Genomic DNA, 16,976 nt, shown 5'->3' with positions numbered 1-16,976 from the left:
CGTTCGGCATGGGTCGCCGTCGGGCGTCGCGTCCCGCCTCGGGGCCTGCCGAAACCTTCAGGAGAGAGAGACCATGAGTTCAGGGACAGACCCGATCGCCGCATACGATGCGCTACTCCGCGCCCGCCATGAGAAACGAGCCGAGGCCGGCGAGCTCGAGGGGCGACTCGACCAGGTCACAACCGAAATCACCGCGGCCCGTTCGGAGGACCGGACAACGGAAGCGGCGCGCGCGGTTCTCGATGGGACGCCCGTGGCGAACATCGCGGCCTTCGAAGAGGAGCGCACCGATCTCCGACGCCAGATCAAAGTGCTCCACAGGGTGGACGGCCTCTACCAGGAGCGGATCGACGCCGCGAAGGGAGCTCGCGACGCGAAAATCATGGACGCGGCCGAGCCCCGCGTCAGGAAGGCCGTCCAGGAGGTCGCCGAGGCGCTTCAGGCGCTCTCCGGGCCGGTCGGGCGATTCGTCGCGGAGATGGAAGCGTTCCGAGATCAGGACGTCGCCCACACCGGCCGGTTCCCGGGACTCAACGTCCGCGGCTTCCTCGGGAAAGAACCCGACAGCCGCATCAATCGCCTCCTCGATGAAATCGAGAGCGACTACGGCGTCCGGGTGAAGCGGCCCGAAAGGGACGAAGAGCTCAAGGCCCGGAAGGCCGCCCTCGAGAAGATCGCGGCCCGTGACCGGCTGCACGGCGAGTCACTCGCTGCCGGCCCGGACGGAATCTTCCGTTGGGTCCGAGGCCGGAAGGTTTCCCTGGGGACGCCGGTATGAGTCACGTCGTCTCGTCGATGGAATTTCGTTGGGGCTCCGTCAACGGCGAATGGGCACCAATGGAGCGCCGAGTTCCGGGGGGCACCTGGACGCGGTGCAACGGCGCCTGTCCCCAGCGATCCGGGCGCGCCATCGAGCAGCGAGGCCGGACCCACGCGGCGCGGACGATCGCGGATCCCGCGCACCTTGCCCGCGCCACGAGGGAGGAGGAGGAGCGTCGCGAGCGCGCCGAAGCCGAGGAGCTTCACCGCTCCGAGCTCATTGCCGAGAGTGCCCTGCACAATAGGGACCGCTCGTGGTGGTGACGCACGAGGCCCAGATCGCGCACGAGTTGCGCGCTCGGCAACTCGACCTCGCCGAGTCGTCGATGGGCCTGGACCTCGTCGAGCAGGCCCGACGGGAGGCACGCGGAAGGCGGGGAGCTCCTCTCCAGGAATCGCTCCGCCTCAGTGCCTACCACGAGGCCGGCCACGCGATCGTCGCGGTCGTGACGGGTGGGGTTGTCCACGGGGCTGCGATCTACGGGACCGGAGGCGGGTCATGCTGGATCCGCGCCGGTGACACCGACCGAGACCCTGCTTACCTCGCGGGCGCTGTCTCGGAGTCGTTCGCCGGCGGGTTCGGTGCGCGTCCATCCGGCCCGGACCTCGCGCTCATCCGGGGGGGTCGCGCCGTCGCGCCGTCCCGGTTCATCGCCGAGGATCTCGTCTCGAGACACTGGCGCGAGATCGAGCGGTTGGCCTCGGCCCTTCTCGCCGCCGGGTTCGTCGATGGGGAAACCATCCACGCCATCGCGGGCCGACAACCGCAAGGGGGTGACGCATGAGCACGATCGAGTTGGTGATCGAACGAAGCGACGATGGCGAGTTCGTCGGCACCATGCCCGAGTGTGATCTCGTTGTCACGGCTCCGACGATCGAGGAACTGAGGGACAGAGCGCGGCGAGCGTACCGTGCCGCCACCTCGGTCCCCGAGTTCGTCGCGGTTGAGACGCTGGAGGTAGAGGAGTGACGCCATGACCCGCTCACACGCGCGCGCGATGCCCCAGGGGGGTGGGGGCTGTAAATCCCCACAGCAAAAGGGCTTAGGAACCGGCGGTAGGCTTTATTCACACACGCACGCCGGTGAACAATGGAAATTTCTTCCGAGTCCCGACCATGGCTGAGGTGCTCCCGATCCGCCCGCGGGCCGTGCCTTCTCAGGTCGTCGGCCCGGTCGAAACGCCCGATCCGCCCGCCCCGCCGTCCAGTCTTCGCGGCGAGGGAGCCGAGCTCTGGCGCTCGATCGTGGACCAGTGGGTCCTCGGGCCGGACGGTCTCCCCCTTCTCCGGGCCGCCTGCGAAACCTGGGACCGATACCGCGAGGCCGAGGTGGTCCTTCGGGAGGAGGGCCCGACGGTTCTGAATCCGGACTCCGGCCTCACGTGCATTCATCCCGCGCACCAGGTCGCCCGGGACAACCTGCGCGAGTTTCGCCAGCTCTTCCGACAGCTTCATCTCGAGGTCCCGAGTGAGGTAGTCCCGTGACGACCCGCCCTCGCCGCCGCGTGCGCGCCGATCAACCGAGCCCGGTCGAATGGGATTGGCTCCTCGCCGCTCCCGACTGTAACCCCTTCCTCGGGTTCAAGGGAGGAGTCCTGAGCACTCCGGAGCGGCTCTGGCGGCTCTGGCGGGAGCTCGAGTCGGAGATCCGCGCCGCGTGGCGCACGACCCCGCCGGCGAAGCTTCCCTTCGGCCATCCGGCGCGCGCAGATTCGACGCCGCCGAGGGAGGGCTGACCCGTGACCACCCTCGCCCGCCTGAACGTCCTGGTCGGGGCCGACGACCGGACCATCCACACGAATTCGATTTTCGTGGGCTCCCGGGTAGGGGGCTGGCGACTGGTGGAACCCCCACGGGTTGAGTAGCGTAAGCTCGTAGGCGTGGTGCCTAGGCGCCCGACCTAACGGTGCCATTTCTCACGAGGTTCGTTCGCAAAGCGGAGTCCCATGGCTAAGGCAATCAAAGCGACCCCGGTGGTGAAGGGTAAGGCAGCCGTGCGGATCCAGAAGGAAATGCGCTCAGGCACGCCCAACACGGCCCGCCGTGTGACGACGATTCAGCGCGCCGACGCGGTGTATACCACGGCGACCGGAGCCGCCAAGGGAGTGCGGACCTCGAAGAAGTGAGCCCGGAAGGCGACGGCTTCCTCTCGTCCCTTCACGTCGTCGCCTTGCCGAAGGAGTTCACTGCCCCGCCTTTCGATTGCGGGGAGCCCGACCTGACCGATTACCTGTGCGATGGCACGGCCGTCACGGACCAATTGACGGGTTTTTCGTGTTCCTACCTCGTGACCCTTCCAGATGGGGAGCTGGTCGGTTACTTCGCGGTCCTCGCCGACAGTATCCGACTACGCACGAAGGAACGACCGAAGGGGGCGCGTTACTCGACGGCCCCGGCCCTCAAGTTGGGACGGATGGGAGTGGACAACGGCTTCAAAGGTCGGGGAGTGGGGACGTGGATTCTGGACTTCGTGGTCGGGTTAGCGCGATCAGTCGCAGAGGACATAGGGATCCGCTACGTCACCCTCGATGCGATGCGGCGAGACTCTCTTGTAGCCTGGTATGAGCGGTACGGGTTTGTGCGAAACGAGGGGGAGACCGACCGGGAGATTGCGGTCCTCAAGTTCTTCAAGCGGTTCAAGAGCGACGATGGCCTGACCCACACGAGTATGAGATTCGATATTCTCCTCGAGGAGGAGCTGAGGGGTGCGGCGACCGTCTCCTGACGGCGCTGGAGCGGGGGCAGGGCGGGAGCGGACGTTTCGGTTCGCCCACCGATGGACAAACCGATTCCCCCTACGCTGCCGCGCTGGAGGAGGAGGAGGCGAAGCGAACCGGCGGGCGTCCGAAGAAGGGGGAAACACCGGGCAATATTGCCACAGGTTCCGACACAGGCCGCGCCCGCGAGAAAGCCGCGAAGGCCGCGAACGTATCGGCTCGCTCCGTTTCCGACGCCAAGGTGAGAAGTCTACCCGCGTAGAGCTCCCGACGTCGGAAGATTCTGGCCCAGTGTCGGACCCTCCGGTTACCTTGGCCGTCCACCCTCAAACGGAAGCGAGTTTGTGAAGGACGCTCCGGAGCTGCGGACTGTAAAGGGCCGAGACGGCCAGTCGTGGGAGGTGACCCTCAGGTTTCCCCTTCCACGACGTCGGGAGAGCGGTACGGGTCCGGCGCCCGTCATGGTGCCGACTATACGCTTCATGAGCGGAGATGAAGTCAGGTCCACCGAAGCGCGGAACCACCTCTCTCTCGATGAGTTCTCCGATGCTGAATTGCTCCGACTGCTCCACAATTCTACAGACGAGAGGGCGGGGCTATGACCCTCTGCTCGCCTGAGGGTGCGCTTGCTGCAACCCTTCGATGCCGTTGGATCTTTGGACCGCCCCCCCCCGTGGCGGGTCCTAGTTCCTCCCCATTTTGCTGAGCCTCAAGTGGGAATTCTTGACCGACTGTTCGGGCGTCGCGCTGATGAGCACCGGAGCCATCGTCCGGGGGGACACACCCCTATTTGGGATTCCGTGGAGGAGATCAAGCGGGCGAAACGCGAGGGACGTTTGCAAGATGCGCTCGGGATGCTACTGGCGGCTATCGAGCAGACGGAGAATGAAGCCGGGAGGCATGGCTACGGTGTCGCCCCTTGGTACTACTGGCATGCGGCGATCGTTTACCGCAAGCTGGGCCAGGATGACGACGAGCTTGAGATCCTACGCCGGTTTGCGAAGCAACCTCATGCCCCCGGGGCCAGGGTCCCGAAACTATTGCAACGGCTCCAAGAGGTCGAGGCGAAGCGAGTGGAGTCCGAGACCGGGGGAAGCGGGGGATGAGTGACGCCCTCCGGCACCACCTTGCATCTCTCCCAGCCGGCCCCGTGCCGCGGGACGACCACGCCCTCGACCGGCTCCTCGAGAACGCCTGGGATCAGCTCAGCGGGGGCGACGGGGGAATGGAAGGCTACAAGATCCATAACCGGATCTTCAACGTGACTTGGGCCCCTCCGACACTCGCCTTCGAGATCGAGCGTCACGGAGGCATCGTGGCGGGGGGATCCGGCTACGCCGAGATCCAGTCATGGGAGGTCAACGCGGACACGGCCGTCGCGTCTCTCGTGAGCAGCCGGAAACAGCGGGTTCGCCCGATGCAGGCCGCGGTCGACACTGAGCAACTGGCGGCGGAGCTCGCGGCCCTCATCCTGGCAGGCGAGAAGGACGGAAGGCTGCGCCTGAGCGGCGATCGGGTGCAGGTGAAGATGGCGGCCGTTCTGCCTTCGGCGGCAAAACAGACAACGCAGGGGCGACAGAAGCGGCTTAACGCCGCTCTTGGAATCCACCTCGGGAAAAGAGGGTGGGTTCGTGGACCTGGGGGCTGGTGGTCCCCCAGGGATCCGGAGGAGTGAAGCTTATTAATGGGCGGCCCCGACGGGGGCCGCTTCTTTTTTGGGTCCCCGCTGATCGCCCGCTGATCGCTCGACAGCATCCTCCCCCGCATGGCCCTGCTCGCTTTCCCTGACGACGTGGCACGCCTCGAGGTGGATGGCGAGGGCGTCACCTTCTTCACCTGGGACACTCCCGCGCTCCTCGCACGCGGCAGGGGCGACACGGTGACGCTCACGATGTTCCCGCGGTTCGACCGGGTGACGGAGTTTCCCGAGGAGGAGCTGCGGGAGATGTGGAGGGCGCGGAGCAGGTGCTCCGCCGAGCGCTCCCGATCTCGAGACGGGCGGAGGAATCCGCAGGCTCCACGCGAAGAAACGCGAACGGCCCAGCCCGGTGGAAGGCTGGACCGTTCGTGGCTTGATGGACGAGTGGGTAACACACCTAGTGGGCCGGTCCTTCCGGGAGACTCGGATGGATGATCCCGCTTATGTGGCCGGAGGCCTCCCCAAGATCGGAGATCAGGTTTGCCAACTGAGTACCGATCTCGCGGCGAAGCACTTTGAGCGAATCCCAGTTGACCGTCGCGAAATACTCTCGCGCTGTTTCCGCCCGACGAAGCGGAAGAATGCTTCCGTCCTCTCGCAATAGGACTTCTGCGCTGCGGAGTTTCCCATTGTAGTTGAACCCCATCGCGTGACCGTGTGCCCCAACGTCGTGGATCACGAGCACGTCCCCCCGTTCGACCGGCGGGAGCCTACGGTCGATCGCAAACTTGTCGTTGTTTTCGCAAAGCGAGCCGACGACGTCGGCGACCCAATACGGCGGGACTCGATCCTTCCCGGGAACCGAGATGTGATGGTAGGCCCCGTACACTGCCGGGCGCATGACATCGGCCATCGTCGCGTCCACGCCGACAAATTTTTTGAAAGTCTCCTTCAGAGTGGTCACGGTGGTGAGGAGGTATCCGTGGGGCCCCGTGACGTACCGCCCGTTTTCCATGTACACCGCGAGGGGGTGCAGGCCCGCCGGGCGGATGATCGCATCGTAGCGCTCCCTGACCCCCCTGCCGATCGCTTCGATGTCCACCGGAAGCTGGTCGGGCTCGTACGGGATCCCGATGCCCCCCCCAAGATTTACGAACTGAACTTTGACTCCGGTGAGACTGGCCAGGTCGGCAGCGAGTTCAAAGAGCATCTCGGAGGTATCAACGAAGTACGAAGGATCCAATTCGTTGGAAGCGATCATGGTGTGGAGGCCGAAGTGTCGGACTCCCTCCTCCCGCGCACGAGTGATACCCTCAAAAATCTGCGCACGGGTCATTCCGAACTTGGCTTCGACAGGGTCCCCAATGATTTGGTTTCCGGTACGCGTCGACCCCGGGTTGAGTCGAAACGAGAGGAGCTCGGGAAGTCCTCCCGCTTCCTCGAGGAGGATGTCGAGGTGGGTGATGTCGTCGAGGTTCAGGATGGCTCCACGCTCCTTCGCTTCTCGAAACTCGCGAACCGGTGTGTTGTTCGACGTGAACATGACCTCATCCCCGGGTATTCCCGCCGCTGCCGCAGCCTGCAGCTCGGGTAGGCTGGACGCGTCGACTCCGAATCCTTCACTAGATAGGAGGGCAAGAATGTTCGGATTCGGAAGAGCTTTCGCAGCGAAGTATTCTCTGAACCCCGAGTTCCAAAGGAACGCGGCCTTGAGGCGGCGACCGCTCTCGCGGATCCCGCGTTCGTGATACACGAAGAGGGGGGTCGGATACTCAGCGAGGATCTCTTGCATCTGACGTTGGCTGAAGGGAAGTGGCTTGGCCGCGGGTGCGCGCGTGGCCGCATATGGGTTGGTGCTCTTGGCTGGCATGATCACGAGATTATTGCCTCCGCAAAGACGGGGGTTTATGTTGGGCCCTTGACCGACGGAACGGCGCGGTACTTGCTTTGTTCGATCGTGCGGTCATTCATCTCAAATCGAGTTCCCCCAGAAAACACTTGACGGTTGCAAACAGGTGTTTAGTGTTTACTTGGAAATAGAAAGGAGGGGCGGGGGCCCCCGGGCCCCGCGAGACTCGAAAGGCGTTCTCGGAGCCATCTAGGCTCCTCCGCTCATGAGGGTTCGTCGCGAGCTTCGTTGTGGAAGTGGCCGATCGGGGTTAGCGCCCCGATACAAACCGACCACCCACAGGTCGCGCGCCCCGCAACAAAAAAAGCCCCCTCCGGCCGGACTTCTGGTTGGGGGGGGCTTAGCGTTGCAGGGCATCTGCAATATCGGCCAGCCCCCCTCGGTTCGCAAGCTATTTCTTTTTCGCGGTCTTCGGTGCGCTTGGCGACTGTGGAAAAGTTCCCGGAATCCTTTCTGGGAGCGCCCGACAATGCGAAATACGCTTCCGAACCGCCATCCCTGGGAGCCTCACGGTTGGTCAGCTTCTCGAGAGCCCGGAAGGTGTGTCCCGGTGGCAGACCTCGCAGTTCAGCCCGCCTCTGAAGCCGCAGGCAACTGTCACGGCGTACCGTCCCTATCCCCCCAGACGAATCCGTCCGCCCTGGCCGCCTGGAGGCAGAAACCGTCCGTGCGCTCGGGGATAGCGTGGACGTGGGGAACGCCTCGCACGAGGACCTTCGAGCTTCCCATGCCGTCTTTAGAGTCACAGGTGAACAATTAGGAGCGCCCCGGGCTCGAAGCGTTCCGAGGCATCGAGATGGAGGCTCCAGGCACGGCCGGAGGAGTCCTTCCATGTTGTGAGGGCTGGCACAGCGGCGCAATGGACTTTCGGGATGTGTACGGAATGCCCCGAATGTTCATCGCACCGATTCCGTCTACAAGGCCGGGTAAGCATGGCGAAGCAACGGGTTCGCTCGTAGTCTCGAAGACGAAACGATTCACGTCCCCTGGGGCTGGAATGGAAGGAGCCGCCGATGCGCGCAATACTGACCGTCGTCGGGCTTGTCCTTCTGGGCGGGTGCGTCCCGCCCGAGGATTCTGAGAGCGGGGAGGAGCAGGTTGAATCCACGGAAACAAGCGCGGAAGATCTGTTTGCTCTCCTTCGCGAGAGTCAAGAAATCCCCGGGCGTGAGCGGCGCGCCGTGGCAATTGCCGAGGAATTGATCGCCCGTTTTTCGGAGACGCCATTGGGTGATTCCGCGTCTGCCGTGATCGCCGACCTAAGGGCGAGGGAGGCCGCCGCGGCCCAGGCAGAGGAAGAGGCGCGCGAGTTCGAAAGATTGGCTGCCAAATGGTCGTACTCGGTGTCTCAAGACCCCATGACATCCCGGGAGACACGCACGGCGACCATTAGCTCCGAGAACACTGTCAATTTCGCGTTTCCGTACCAAGGCGAGCAGCGGGGCACGCTTACTTTGCGTGACCACCCAACCTTCGGCCGAGACATAATTCTTCGGATTGAGCGAGGACAGCTCCTTTGCACGTCTTACAGTGGTTGCCGCGTGCGGATTCGGTTCGACGAAAGTGCGGTCCAGGCCTGGGAGGCGGTCGGTCCCTCTGACAACTCATCGGAGTCGCTATTCATGCGGAACTATGACGGATTTATGTCGCGATTGAGGGAAGCCGATGTCGTGCTCGTGCAGGCGGAGGCTTACCAGGAGGGTTCGCCAATATTCGAGTTCCGGGTGGGAGGCTTCGACTTCAGCAGGTATTCCGGTCGGTGAATTTCCACGAACCGCTTCGGGCCCGATCCGGTGAAGCAACTCCCCGAACCTTCAAAAGCTCCGCCGCGGCCGGAATCCGCATTGCCCCGGTGTGCGGCTCCTGGCTCCTGAGCGACGTGACGGACCGGGGAACGTGGGCGCTCAGGATGGAGGAGGACGGAGCGTTCCTCGTTGCTGAGACGCGGCCCGGGGGGAGCATGGACTTCGGGCGGTACTGGAGGCTTGAGGAGGCGCTGGGGGAGGTCACCGCGGCGCCGAGGAGGGAGGGGAAGTGAGTGCGGGCAACACCGAGCTCGCTCAACACACCCGAGAGCGACTCGGATTTGCGCGATACATTCTTACGATCGCGGAGCAACAATGCCGCGAGCCCGAGCCCTTATGCTATTCAGGGCTCCTTGGGCTGCACGATGCGCTTGAGCTATTCCTCGCGCTCGCCTGCGAACGGGCCGACGCGGGCGGACGTGACTTGAAGTTCCTCGAGTACCTGGGCGAGTTTGAAAAGAAGACTGGAATAGAGTTATCGCATCGTCGCTCACTCGCGCGACTGAACAAGGCGCGGGTATCGCTGAAGCACGACGGCACGTGGCCCAGCAAGCGCCATCTCGACGAATTCAGGTTCATCGCGACTGCATTCCTGGAGGAGAACTGCCCCAAGATCTTCTCGGTTGAGTTATCGGCCATCAGTATGGTCGACCTCGTCGCGTGCGAGGCCGCTCGCGGGTGCCTCCGCAAGGCTGAGGAGCTCCTTGGTGAACAAGATGCACGGGGCGCGTGCACCCAAGCCTCGGCCGCGTTGGCACATGCGATGAAGTCGAAGGAAGCGGTAGTGCGTGAGTTCGGCGGCGCATTCTGGCCGTCCCTTTCCCATCTCGAACTGCGAGTCCCGTGGGAAGACAGTCGCCCTTCTCCCCTGGAAGACTTCTCGCGAAAAGTGCTAGATCAGCTCGAGAAGCTTCAGGCCGGAATCGCCTACGTCGTGTCGGATCTCAACGTCAGCGATCCCGACTGGAGACGGTTTCGCGCTCTCACCCCCGCCATGAGTATCATGATGAGCGGCGAAGCGCGGGGGACCTGGACCAATTGGACGAAGCTGGATCCTACCTTGCCGGAGGCGAGCTTCTGCGTCGAGTTTTCCGTCAGGGCGTGCCTTCGCCTAGACCGTCTCGGGAGCGCCGTGGATTGAGCCCTAATCGGGTAACAGATCCGGTAACAAACCCCCCTGACGCGGGCTGGCGCGAAAACCCGGAAATGGCCAGATTCCGGGCCGCTATGACGCTGACTGACGCCAGGGAAGTGCTTCCCAAGCTGAGGGTCGCCGGTTCGAACCCGGTCGCCCGCTCTGGACGAGATTTAGAAGCCTCCCGGGTCTCCCCCGGGGGGCTTCTACTTTGTCTCTGACACGCTGGAGGCCGATGCGAAGTACAGAGCCAACCATTGCGCCTCTGAGGATCCGCGGAAACTCCTCCTCCGCACGTTACGGTCTCGGGTCGATCGCCGCCGCGCTCGCACTGCTTTTCCTCCCGGGGAGCGGTGCCGGGCAGGCCATCTCCCTGATCACCGAGGGTCAGCTCAGCGCGGTATTCCCCGGTGCCGACCGCTTTGCCGAGAAGGGAGGTAATCCCCCGGTTTTTCAGGCCTTTCGGGTGGACGAAGCGACGGGGACCGAAACGCTCGTGGGTTATGCCTTCCTGACCTCGGACGTGCCCCCGGAGAGCTTCGGGTACACCGCTCCCATCCGGGTCCTCGTGGGGATGAGTCTGGAGGGGGTCCTGACGGGAGCGAGCGTCATCGAGTACAGGGAATCGCTGCGGAGCAGCCGCGGCGACTTCCTCTCTCGGCCTGGAATCCTGGGGCAGTTCGCCGGGAAGTCCATCACCGATCCCTTCCGGATCCGGCAGGACGTCCAGAACATCACGGGCGCCTCGATCACCGTCTCCGCGATGACTCAGGGAATCCGCAATGCGGCCCGGCGCGTTGCGGTCGCCTACCTCGCCCGACCCGCGCTGGCCGCCGACGCCACGATTCCGCGGATGGGGACCATTTCGGTCGAAGCGCTCGAAAGGCTGACCTGGCCCGAGATCGAGAATCTGGGGCTGGCACGCCAGATCGTGGCGGAAGGGCAGGGGACTAATCCCCCCTCGATCTCCCTCGCCTACCTTCGCGACCTCGAGATGGCCGAACTCCTCCTCGGCCCCACCCGGTTCAGTGGGACGCTCGAGCGGGCGGGGGCACGAGCGGATTCCACTCATCTCATGTTCTTGGGGCTGAACGGATCCGATGTGGCGTTGTTCCGCTTCGAGAGGCTCTCCTTCGTCCAGGGCACCGACACGATTCGGGTGGCGAACTCCGACTTCGCGACGGCGGGAATTCTCCCCGACGGAAGAGCACAGGGGGAGTTTCGGCGCGCCGGCCTCCTCCTCGTGGACCGCGCCCTCGACGTCCGCCGGCCCTTCACCATCGTCCTGACCCCGAACGAGACCTCGGGCCCCTTCACGGCAGAGTACCAGGCGTACGATTCGCCTGCGGCCGTCGCCTCCGCGCCCGCCGGCCCCGCCGACGCACCGGCCGCTTTCCCCCCGCGCGAGGCCGCAGTCGTCTCTGCGTCCACCGCCGAGGCCACGGAGCCCGAAGCTTCCCCCGCCACGGCGGAGGCAGGACAGTCCGGGTCAACAGGTGAATTGGCGGTGGCTCCGCCCCCCGCAACCTCGACGGGGTCCAACGCGCTCCAGTTCACGGATGACGAGATTGCCGCGCTTCTCTTCGACGACGAGGTCGTGGAAGAGTCCGGCTTCGAGCGAACCCTCGCGCAGACCTCCTGGACCCGCGTTTCTCTCCTCCTCGTTCTCCTCGCGGTCGTCGTGGCAGCCTTCGTTGCGAAACGTCCAGCACTCCGTTGGGGGGCCCTCGCGGGGACACTCGTCTTCCTGGGCTTCGTGGACCGCGGATTCCTCTCCGTTTCGCACATTCTAGCGGGGATCTCAGTCGGTCCGGACGTCTACCTCACGGACCTTCCGCTCCTCATTCTCGTCAGCTTCACGGTCGTCACCACCCTCTTTTTCGGAAGGGTGTTTTGTGGCTTCCTCTGCCCGTTCGGGGCCCTTCAGGACTTCCTCGAGCGCGTCGTTCCCCGCCGGTTCCAGCGAGAGCTTCCGCGCGCCCTCCACGAGCGGGCCTTCTACCTCAAGTACGGCATTCTGGCACTCATCGTCCTTCCCGTGGTGGCGGGGATTCCGCTGAACCTCTTCCACTATTTCGAACCCTTCGGGACCGTCTTTTTCTGGAGCCCCTCTTTGCTCCTTTGGGCCATCGCGGGTGGAATCCTCGTCGCCTCCGCGATCGTTCCCCGCTTCTATTGCCGCTACGCTTGCCCCCTGGGGGCCGCGCTTGCGGTCGTGTCGGTCGTGTCGCCCTTCCGGATTCGGAGGGTCGAACAGTGCCAACTCTGTAAGGTATGCGAGCAGAAGTGTCCGACGGGTGCCATTCGCGGCCACGAAATCGACTTCAAGGAATGCGTGCGGTGCAATGTTTGCGAGACGCAGCTCATCGAGCGCGCCGGAGTGTGCCGCCACGAGATGGATGCGATCCGGCCGCGTCTCGTGCAGCTGAGCTCCGCGCCGTCGGGAGGCAGCCGGTGAACGAGTCCGCACACAGCTCCATCTCGCGGCGCCAGGCCCTCCGGATCACGGCCGTCGCCGGGCTCTCCGTCGCGTTCGGGGGCACCCTGACGCGGGCGATTCTTCGGCGCGCAGGGATGCATCGGGTCGAGGCGACCCGCTTCGGACTCGGAACGCCTGTCACGATCGGGGTGACGCACACCTCCGAGGACGGAGCCCGGACGATGGTCGAGGCGGCATTCGAGGAACTCGGGCGCCTCGAGGGGATCCTCAGCCGTCACCGCGCCGACACGCCGGTCGCCCTTCTGGCCAGAATGGGGGTTGTCCGGCGGCCGCCGGAGGAGCTCGTGGAAGTGCTTCAAAGGGCTCATGAGATTTCCGAGCTCAGCGGCGGCGCCTTCGATGTCACGGTGGCGCCCCTCCTGCGCCTCTACCAGGAAAGGTCGACGCTCCCAGGGGCGCCCCTCCCGAGCGATGGTGAGGTCTCCCGGGCGCTGGAGCTCGTGGACTACCGGAGGATCCGGGTGGACGGCGACGCGATCGCTCTGGAGACGCCCGGCATGGCCATCACCCTGGACGGGATCGCGAAGGGGTACGTCGTCGATCGCGTCGTCCAGACGCTCGTCGAACGGGGTGCCGACCACGTCGTCGTGGAGGCGGGCGGCGACCTCGCGTCCGGCGGGGAGGGCGCCGAGAAGGACGGGTGGCCGGTCGCGATCCAGGACCCGCGGAATCCCGCTGGAACGGTGGGAGACTTCCAACTGCGCGGCGAAGGTGTCGCGACCTCGGGGGACTACGTTCAGGCCTTCACCGGAGACCGCACCCTGCACCACATTCTCGACCCGCGGACCGGACAGTCACCGATTCACACGAGTGGGGCGACGGTCATCGCGCGGAATGCGATGGAGGCCGACGCCCTTTCCACCGCCGCCTTCGTTCTCGGGCCCGAAGAGGGAGTCGCCTTCCTGGCCCGACTCCCCGGCGTTGAGGGGCTGCTCGTCACGAAGGACGGCCGCCCCTCCAGGACGCCGGGGTTTCCAGCTTAAAGTCCGCTCTTTCAGCCCCGCCCTAGTTGGGGAGCCTCAACGCGACCAGCGAGCTCGGGTACTCGCCACCACCGATCTGAACCACGATGTACTGCACGTCCTCGTGGAGATAACTCATCATCCCGTACTGGCCATCCACGGGAATCTCCACCTCGCCGACGACCTCACCCGTCAACTTGTTGTGCGCCTGGAGCACGGGTGGCCCGAATCCTGTGGTGAGGAGGAGGTCCCCCACGACCATCTGGATCGAGCTCCCTCCGCCCCCGAACTGCGAGATGTCCACGCCCTGAAGCGCAGGGTGGGTTCGGATGTTTTCATTGGGCTCGCCAATCGGAATCCACCAGAGCCGTTCGCCGGTGTCCATGTCATAGGCCGAGAGCCGGTTGTACGGCGGCTTCCAGAGCGGAAGACCCTGGACCTGCGGGAGGCCCCCGCCCGGGCCCGCAACCCACTCGGAAATCGTCGTGCCGGTCGTCATGATATCGTCCGGCACGTCCGCGTCGATCCCGGGCATGATGAACCCGCCTCCGCACCCCGGCCCGTGTGACGCGTACAGAATATTCGTCGTCGGATCGAAGGCAGCGGGGTTCGTGATGTTCAGACCCCCTGAGCAGCGGATATTGTTCGTGACGCCCGCGTCGTGGCCCACGTGCAGGCGCGGCATGTACGGTCCACCGACTCGATAATCCTCCAGGATCCGCATCGCCTCCGCCCGGAGCTCCGGCGTGAAATCGATGATGCGGTCCGGGGTGAGACCCATCGTGACCTCTTCGAAGGGCTCGGGCTTCGTGGGGTAGGGCTGAGTGGGCGAGGTCCAGTTCCCGGGCACCTCCGTCTGCTGCACGGGACGCTCTTCGATCGGCCAGACCGGCTCGCCGGTTTCCCGATTGAAAGTATAAATGAAGCCCTGCTTGGAGGTCTGAATCACCGCCGGAATCTCCCGCCCGTCCACATTCAGATCCGCGATGATGGGGACATTGGGGAGGTCGTAGTTCCATTGGTCGTTGTGGACCGTCTGGAAGTGCCACACGCGTTCACCCGTCTGCACGTCGAGGGCGATCACGCTCGTCCCGTAGAGGTTCGCCCCCGGACGGAATCCGCCGAAGTAGTCGATGGTCGGCGGGTTCGTCGGGATATACACGATCCCGAGCTCATCGTCGGCGGACATCGGCGCCCACGAAGAGACGTCGCCGGTCCAGGCCCAGGCGTCATTCTCCCAGGTGTCGTGCCCGAATTCGCCGGGGCGGGGGATGACGTTGAACTTCCACATGTGACGACCGGTCGCCGCGTCGTACGCGAGAATGTCCCCGGGGACGTTTTCGATTCGCGTCTGGTTGTACCCCTGTTCGGCGGAGTTCCCGACGACGACCACGCCGTTGACGACGATGGGCGGGGACGAGCTCGTGATGAACCCGAGCTCACGGGGAATGCCGTGGTCCGGATCGTATGGTTCGTCCCAATCCTGCCACGGACCCCAGTCCGCGATCAGATCGGGAAGGAGGTCCACCACGCCGGTCTGCGGCCACCCCTCCAGCGGAACCGGAGTCCCCCAGTTCTCGAGGGGGCGCCCGGTCTTCGCGTCCAGCGCCCACAGGAAGAAGGCCGGAGTCGTGATATAGATCACGCCCCGCCCGTTCAGCTCTCCGTACGAGACGCCCTTCCCGTAGTTCGCCCGCATCGAGCGGTGGAAGCGCTCCGTGTCGGGTTCCCGGAAGGTCCAGACGATTTCGCCGTTCGCGGGATCCAGCGCCACGACCTGACGGCGATATCCCGCCACCGTATAAAGCAGGCCGTCGACGTAAACGGGGGTCGAACGCGACTGCGTCGAGATGTTCGGCCCGAAGTTGTCACCGCGGAAGAGCCAGGCCTGCTCGAGCTGGCCGAAGTTCTCGGCGGTGATCTGATTCACCGGGGAAAATCGGGTACCCCAGGCGTCAGCGCTCTGATAGCGCCACTCCCCGTACGGCGTGCCCCGTTCCTGGGCGGACGCTGCGGCCGGAATCCAGACCGCGAGGGTCAGAACCGCCACGGCGAGCCCGGAGGCTCCGCAAAGCCCCCGCGTCAAAAGCGCTCTCTTGAACATGGTTTCCTCATTCCCTGGGAGTGGAACGGTAGGGCATGGAACGTTGTCAATATGCGCGGGTGAAGCACCGCGCGATACGGGAAACTGCTGTTTCCTCCGGGCCTCGTCACTGGAAGGCGAAGGCGAGCCGGGTTTCGGGATCGAGCTCCCTGTCCAGGGGCAGCACCGCATCGACCGCGATGTACCCCTCCCCGCCGGCGGCCGTGCGCACTCGGAACCAGCGCCCCGTTCCGCCGATCACCCGCACCGAGAGCTCGCGAGGGAGCTCCGCCAGCTCCGTCGCGGAGGCGAAGGGTCCCGCACGGAGCGGAATCCTCTCGAGCGCGATGCGGAAGGTCTCGTTGAATGCCTCCCTCGGTACGTCGAGCAGGGGCGGCTCTCCGGGGGGCTCATGGAGGAAAGGCCAGGGATCCACGGCCCCTCCCCGCCTCACGTAAATCCCGAAATGGAGATGGGGAGGCGTCGTGATCGCATTTCCCGTATTCCCCACGAGACCGAGCGTATCGCCCACGCTGACCTCCTCGCCCTCCTCGACGAGCTGAGCGTCGAGGTGGGCGTAATAGGAGCGGATCTCGCCACTTCCATCACGCACCCACACGACCTTCCCGCCTCGGGCCGTCACGTCCACCCGGTACGCCGTCCCGGCAGTCGCAGCCAGGACGGGCGTCCCCCGCGGAGCGAAGATGTCCACCCCGTGGTGGTCGCGTGCCCCCCCATCCCGGATGTCCCCGAAGAAGCTCATGACGTTCGCGGTGGAACGGTCTTGGACCGGAAAGGCGACCGAGGCGCCCACCCGGATCTCGACTTCGAGAGGTCCGCCACCGAGGAGCTCCGGCTGGACGCGCAGGAGATAACTTCCGGTGGCGCGCGCGTCGTAGACGAACCCCGTCTCGAAATCGGCGGCCCAGTCCACGAGCAAGGGATCGTCGTCCTCGTCGTCGGGGCGGTCGCGGTATAGTTCGATGAAGACGCGCTGGACAGTGTGTTCCGCCCGGACCTCCACCTGCACCCGCTCTCCACGCCGGAGGTCGAGGCGATACCCGAGCGCGGTCGGTTCGTCGGGCGCGATCCAGTTCTCTTCAACGAGGGGAGCGGAGACCTCGACGGCGCCCAGGAGCGCCCGCTCCCCGGCGCGGTGCCACTCTCGGACCAGCAAACTTTCGCCGAGTCCCGCGCGGTCCAGCGCCTCCCCATAGCGCTCCCGTGGCGTCTCGCCCCGGAACGGCTCCATCAGGAACTCTTCCACCCCACACCCCGCCGATCCCAGGCAGAGGATCACCATGGCCAGGGCGAGCCCCGCTCGGCCGGAGTTCCCGGTCCGTTGAGACCGATCCCGCAAGTGGTTACTATTGTTGATCATTCGTCTCATCAGTGGCGCTTCACCTT

At 65.0% G+C, this 16,976-nt stretch carries 20 protein-coding genes; 16 read left to right on the top strand and 4 right to left on the bottom strand.

The genetic code is table 11. The features are described 5' to 3' along the window. Nucleotides 1-73 precede the first annotated feature (73 nt). The 11 genes from WEG36_12370 to WEG36_12320 all read left to right on the top strand — a co-directional run bounded on the left by WEG36_12370 (nucleotide 74) and on the right by WEG36_12320 (nucleotide 5,211). Nucleotides 74-778 carry a hypothetical protein gene (locus tag WEG36_12370; GenBank protein ID MEX1258405.1) on the top strand — a complete coding sequence of 235 codons (705 nt, stop codon included), beginning with the start codon at nucleotides 74-76 and terminating at the stop codon, nucleotides 776-778. Then, nucleotides 775-1,083, top strand: a complete 309-nt coding sequence (locus tag WEG36_12365; GenBank protein MEX1258404.1) for a hypothetical protein — start codon at nucleotides 775-777, stop codon at nucleotides 1,081-1,083. The genes WEG36_12370 and WEG36_12365 overlap by 4 nt, the downstream gene beginning before the upstream one ends. Then, complete coding sequence (locus tag WEG36_12360; protein ID MEX1258403.1) at nucleotides 1,077-1,604, top strand: hypothetical protein; 528 nt, start codon at nucleotides 1,077-1,079, stop codon at nucleotides 1,602-1,604. Before WEG36_12365 ends, WEG36_12360 begins: the two co-directional genes overlap by 7 nt. Beyond that, nucleotides 1,601-1,789: a hypothetical protein gene (locus WEG36_12355; protein ID MEX1258402.1), complete on the top strand. Its 189-nt coding sequence runs from the start codon at nucleotides 1,601-1,603 to the stop codon at nucleotides 1,787-1,789. The genes WEG36_12360 and WEG36_12355 overlap by 4 nt, the downstream gene beginning before the upstream one ends. A 146-nt stretch (nucleotides 1,790-1,935) precedes the next feature. Continuing rightward, nucleotides 1,936-2,304: a P27 family phage terminase small subunit gene (locus WEG36_12350; GenBank protein MEX1258401.1), complete on the top strand. Its 369-nt coding sequence runs from the start codon at nucleotides 1,936-1,938 to the stop codon at nucleotides 2,302-2,304. Further along, a complete protein-coding gene (locus WEG36_12345) occupies nucleotides 2,301-2,555 on the top strand; it encodes a hypothetical protein (protein ID MEX1258400.1) in 255 nt (84 codons plus the stop codon). Before WEG36_12350 ends, WEG36_12345 begins: the two co-directional genes overlap by 4 nt. 3 nt (nucleotides 2,556-2,558) lie before the next feature. Continuing rightward, nucleotides 2,559-2,684 (top strand): hypothetical protein, encoded by a 126-nt coding sequence (locus WEG36_12340; protein MEX1258399.1) that lies wholly within the window; start codon nucleotides 2,559-2,561, stop codon nucleotides 2,682-2,684. 81 nt (nucleotides 2,685-2,765) lie between these two features. Continuing rightward, the gene (locus WEG36_12335; GenBank protein MEX1258398.1) at nucleotides 2,766-2,945 is read left to right on the top strand and encodes a hypothetical protein; all 180 of its coding nucleotides are present in this window, start codon (nucleotides 2,766-2,768) and stop codon (nucleotides 2,943-2,945) included. Beyond that, the gene (locus tag WEG36_12330; protein ID MEX1258397.1) at nucleotides 2,942-3,544 is read left to right on the top strand and encodes a GNAT family N-acetyltransferase; all 603 of its coding nucleotides are present in this window, start codon (nucleotides 2,942-2,944) and stop codon (nucleotides 3,542-3,544) included. Before WEG36_12335 ends, WEG36_12330 begins: the two co-directional genes overlap by 4 nt. Nucleotides 3,545-4,336: 792 nt before the next feature. Beyond that, a complete protein-coding gene (locus tag WEG36_12325; protein MEX1258396.1) occupies nucleotides 4,337-4,642 on the top strand; it encodes a hypothetical protein in 306 nt (101 codons plus the stop codon). Next, nucleotides 4,639-5,211, top strand: coding sequence for a hypothetical protein (locus WEG36_12320; GenBank protein MEX1258395.1), 573 nt, complete (start codon nucleotides 4,639-4,641; stop codon nucleotides 5,209-5,211). Before WEG36_12325 ends, WEG36_12320 begins: the two co-directional genes overlap by 4 nt. Before the next feature lie 421 nt (nucleotides 5,212-5,632). Here the strand turns inward: WEG36_12320 and WEG36_12315 are convergent, their stop codons facing one another. Together WEG36_12315 and WEG36_12310 are read right to left on the bottom strand one after the other, a co-directional pair. Then, nucleotides 5,633-7,045, bottom strand: coding sequence for a diaminopimelate decarboxylase (locus WEG36_12315; protein MEX1258394.1), 1,413 nt, complete (start codon nucleotides 7,043-7,045; stop codon nucleotides 5,633-5,635). A 1,016-nt stretch (nucleotides 7,046-8,061) separates the two neighbouring features. Continuing rightward, nucleotides 8,062-8,238, bottom strand: a complete 177-nt coding sequence (locus WEG36_12310) for a hypothetical protein (GenBank protein MEX1258393.1) — start codon at nucleotides 8,236-8,238, stop codon at nucleotides 8,062-8,064. A 468-nt stretch (nucleotides 8,239-8,706) separates the two neighbouring features. Between WEG36_12310 and WEG36_12305 the strand changes: the two genes are divergently transcribed. The 5 genes from WEG36_12305 to WEG36_12285 all read left to right on the top strand — a co-directional run bounded on the left by WEG36_12305 (nucleotide 8,707) and on the right by WEG36_12285 (nucleotide 13,507). After that, the gene (locus WEG36_12305) at nucleotides 8,707-8,847 is read left to right on the top strand and encodes a hypothetical protein (GenBank protein ID MEX1258392.1); all 141 of its coding nucleotides are present in this window, start codon (nucleotides 8,707-8,709) and stop codon (nucleotides 8,845-8,847) included. Nucleotides 8,848-8,963: 116 nt separating this feature from the next. Then, nucleotides 8,964-9,122, top strand: a complete 159-nt coding sequence (locus tag WEG36_12300) for a hypothetical protein (GenBank protein ID MEX1258391.1) — start codon at nucleotides 8,964-8,966, stop codon at nucleotides 9,120-9,122. A 191-nt stretch (nucleotides 9,123-9,313) separates the two neighbouring features. Continuing rightward, on the top strand, nucleotides 9,314-10,030 hold the full coding sequence (locus WEG36_12295; protein MEX1258390.1) for a hypothetical protein: 717 nt from the start codon (nucleotides 9,314-9,316) through the stop codon (nucleotides 10,028-10,030). Between the two features lie 229 nt (nucleotides 10,031-10,259). Further along, nucleotides 10,260-12,482 (top strand): 4Fe-4S binding protein, encoded by a 2,223-nt coding sequence (locus tag WEG36_12290; GenBank protein ID MEX1258389.1) that lies wholly within the window; start codon nucleotides 10,260-10,262, stop codon nucleotides 12,480-12,482. Next, the gene (locus WEG36_12285; GenBank protein ID MEX1258388.1) at nucleotides 12,479-13,507 is read left to right on the top strand and encodes an FAD:protein FMN transferase; all 1,029 of its coding nucleotides are present in this window, start codon (nucleotides 12,479-12,481) and stop codon (nucleotides 13,505-13,507) included. Before WEG36_12290 ends, WEG36_12285 begins: the two co-directional genes overlap by 4 nt. Before the next feature lie 22 nt (nucleotides 13,508-13,529). Here the strand turns inward: WEG36_12285 and WEG36_12280 are convergent, their stop codons facing one another. After that, nucleotides 13,530-15,590 carry a PQQ-binding-like beta-propeller repeat protein gene (locus WEG36_12280; GenBank protein MEX1258387.1) on the bottom strand — a complete coding sequence of 687 codons (2,061 nt, stop codon included), beginning with the start codon at nucleotides 15,588-15,590 and terminating at the stop codon, nucleotides 13,530-13,532. Between the two features lie 106 nt (nucleotides 15,591-15,696). Next, a complete protein-coding gene (locus tag WEG36_12275; GenBank protein ID MEX1258386.1) occupies nucleotides 15,697-16,959 on the bottom strand; it encodes a peptidoglycan DD-metalloendopeptidase family protein in 1,263 nt (420 codons plus the stop codon). Between the last annotated feature and the right edge of the window lie 17 nt (nucleotides 16,960-16,976).

Source organism: Gemmatimonadota bacterium (assembly GCA_040882465.1).
In the GTDB taxonomy this organism is placed as follows: domain Bacteria; phylum Gemmatimonadota; class Gemmatimonadetes; order Longimicrobiales; family Gaopeijiaceae; genus JBBEBG01.
Note: the sequence above shows the minus strand (reverse complement) of the source record. Positions and strands in the feature narration are given on the sequence as shown.

Coding starts and splice junctions, on each gene's coding strand:
- WEG36_12290 (MEX1258389.1), top strand. CDS start 10,260: ATGCGAAGTACAGAGCCAACCATTGCGCCTCTGAGGATCCGCGGAAAC.
- WEG36_12335 (MEX1258398.1), top strand. CDS start 2,766: ATGGCTAAGGCAATCAAAGCGACCCCGGTGGTGAAGGGTAAGGCAGCC.
- WEG36_12315 (MEX1258394.1), bottom strand. CDS start 7,045: ATGCCAGCCAAGAGCACCAACCCATATGCGGCCACGCGCGCACCCGCG.
- WEG36_12305 (MEX1258392.1), top strand. CDS start 8,707: ATGCGGAACTATGACGGATTTATGTCGCGATTGAGGGAAGCCGATGTC.
- WEG36_12320 (MEX1258395.1), top strand. CDS start 4,639: ATGAGTGACGCCCTCCGGCACCACCTTGCATCTCTCCCAGCCGGCCCC.
- WEG36_12280 (MEX1258387.1), bottom strand. CDS start 15,590: ATGTTCAAGAGAGCGCTTTTGACGCGGGGGCTTTGCGGAGCCTCCGGG.
- WEG36_12350 (MEX1258401.1), top strand. CDS start 1,936: ATGGCTGAGGTGCTCCCGATCCGCCCGCGGGCCGTGCCTTCTCAGGTC.
- WEG36_12275 (MEX1258386.1), bottom strand. CDS start 16,959: ATGAGACGAATGATCAACAATAGTAACCACTTGCGGGATCGGTCTCAA.
- WEG36_12370 (MEX1258405.1), top strand. CDS start 74: ATGAGTTCAGGGACAGACCCGATCGCCGCATACGATGCGCTACTCCGC.
- WEG36_12355 (MEX1258402.1), top strand. CDS start 1,601: ATGAGCACGATCGAGTTGGTGATCGAACGAAGCGACGATGGCGAGTTC.
- WEG36_12365 (MEX1258404.1), top strand. CDS start 775: ATGAGTCACGTCGTCTCGTCGATGGAATTTCGTTGGGGCTCCGTCAAC.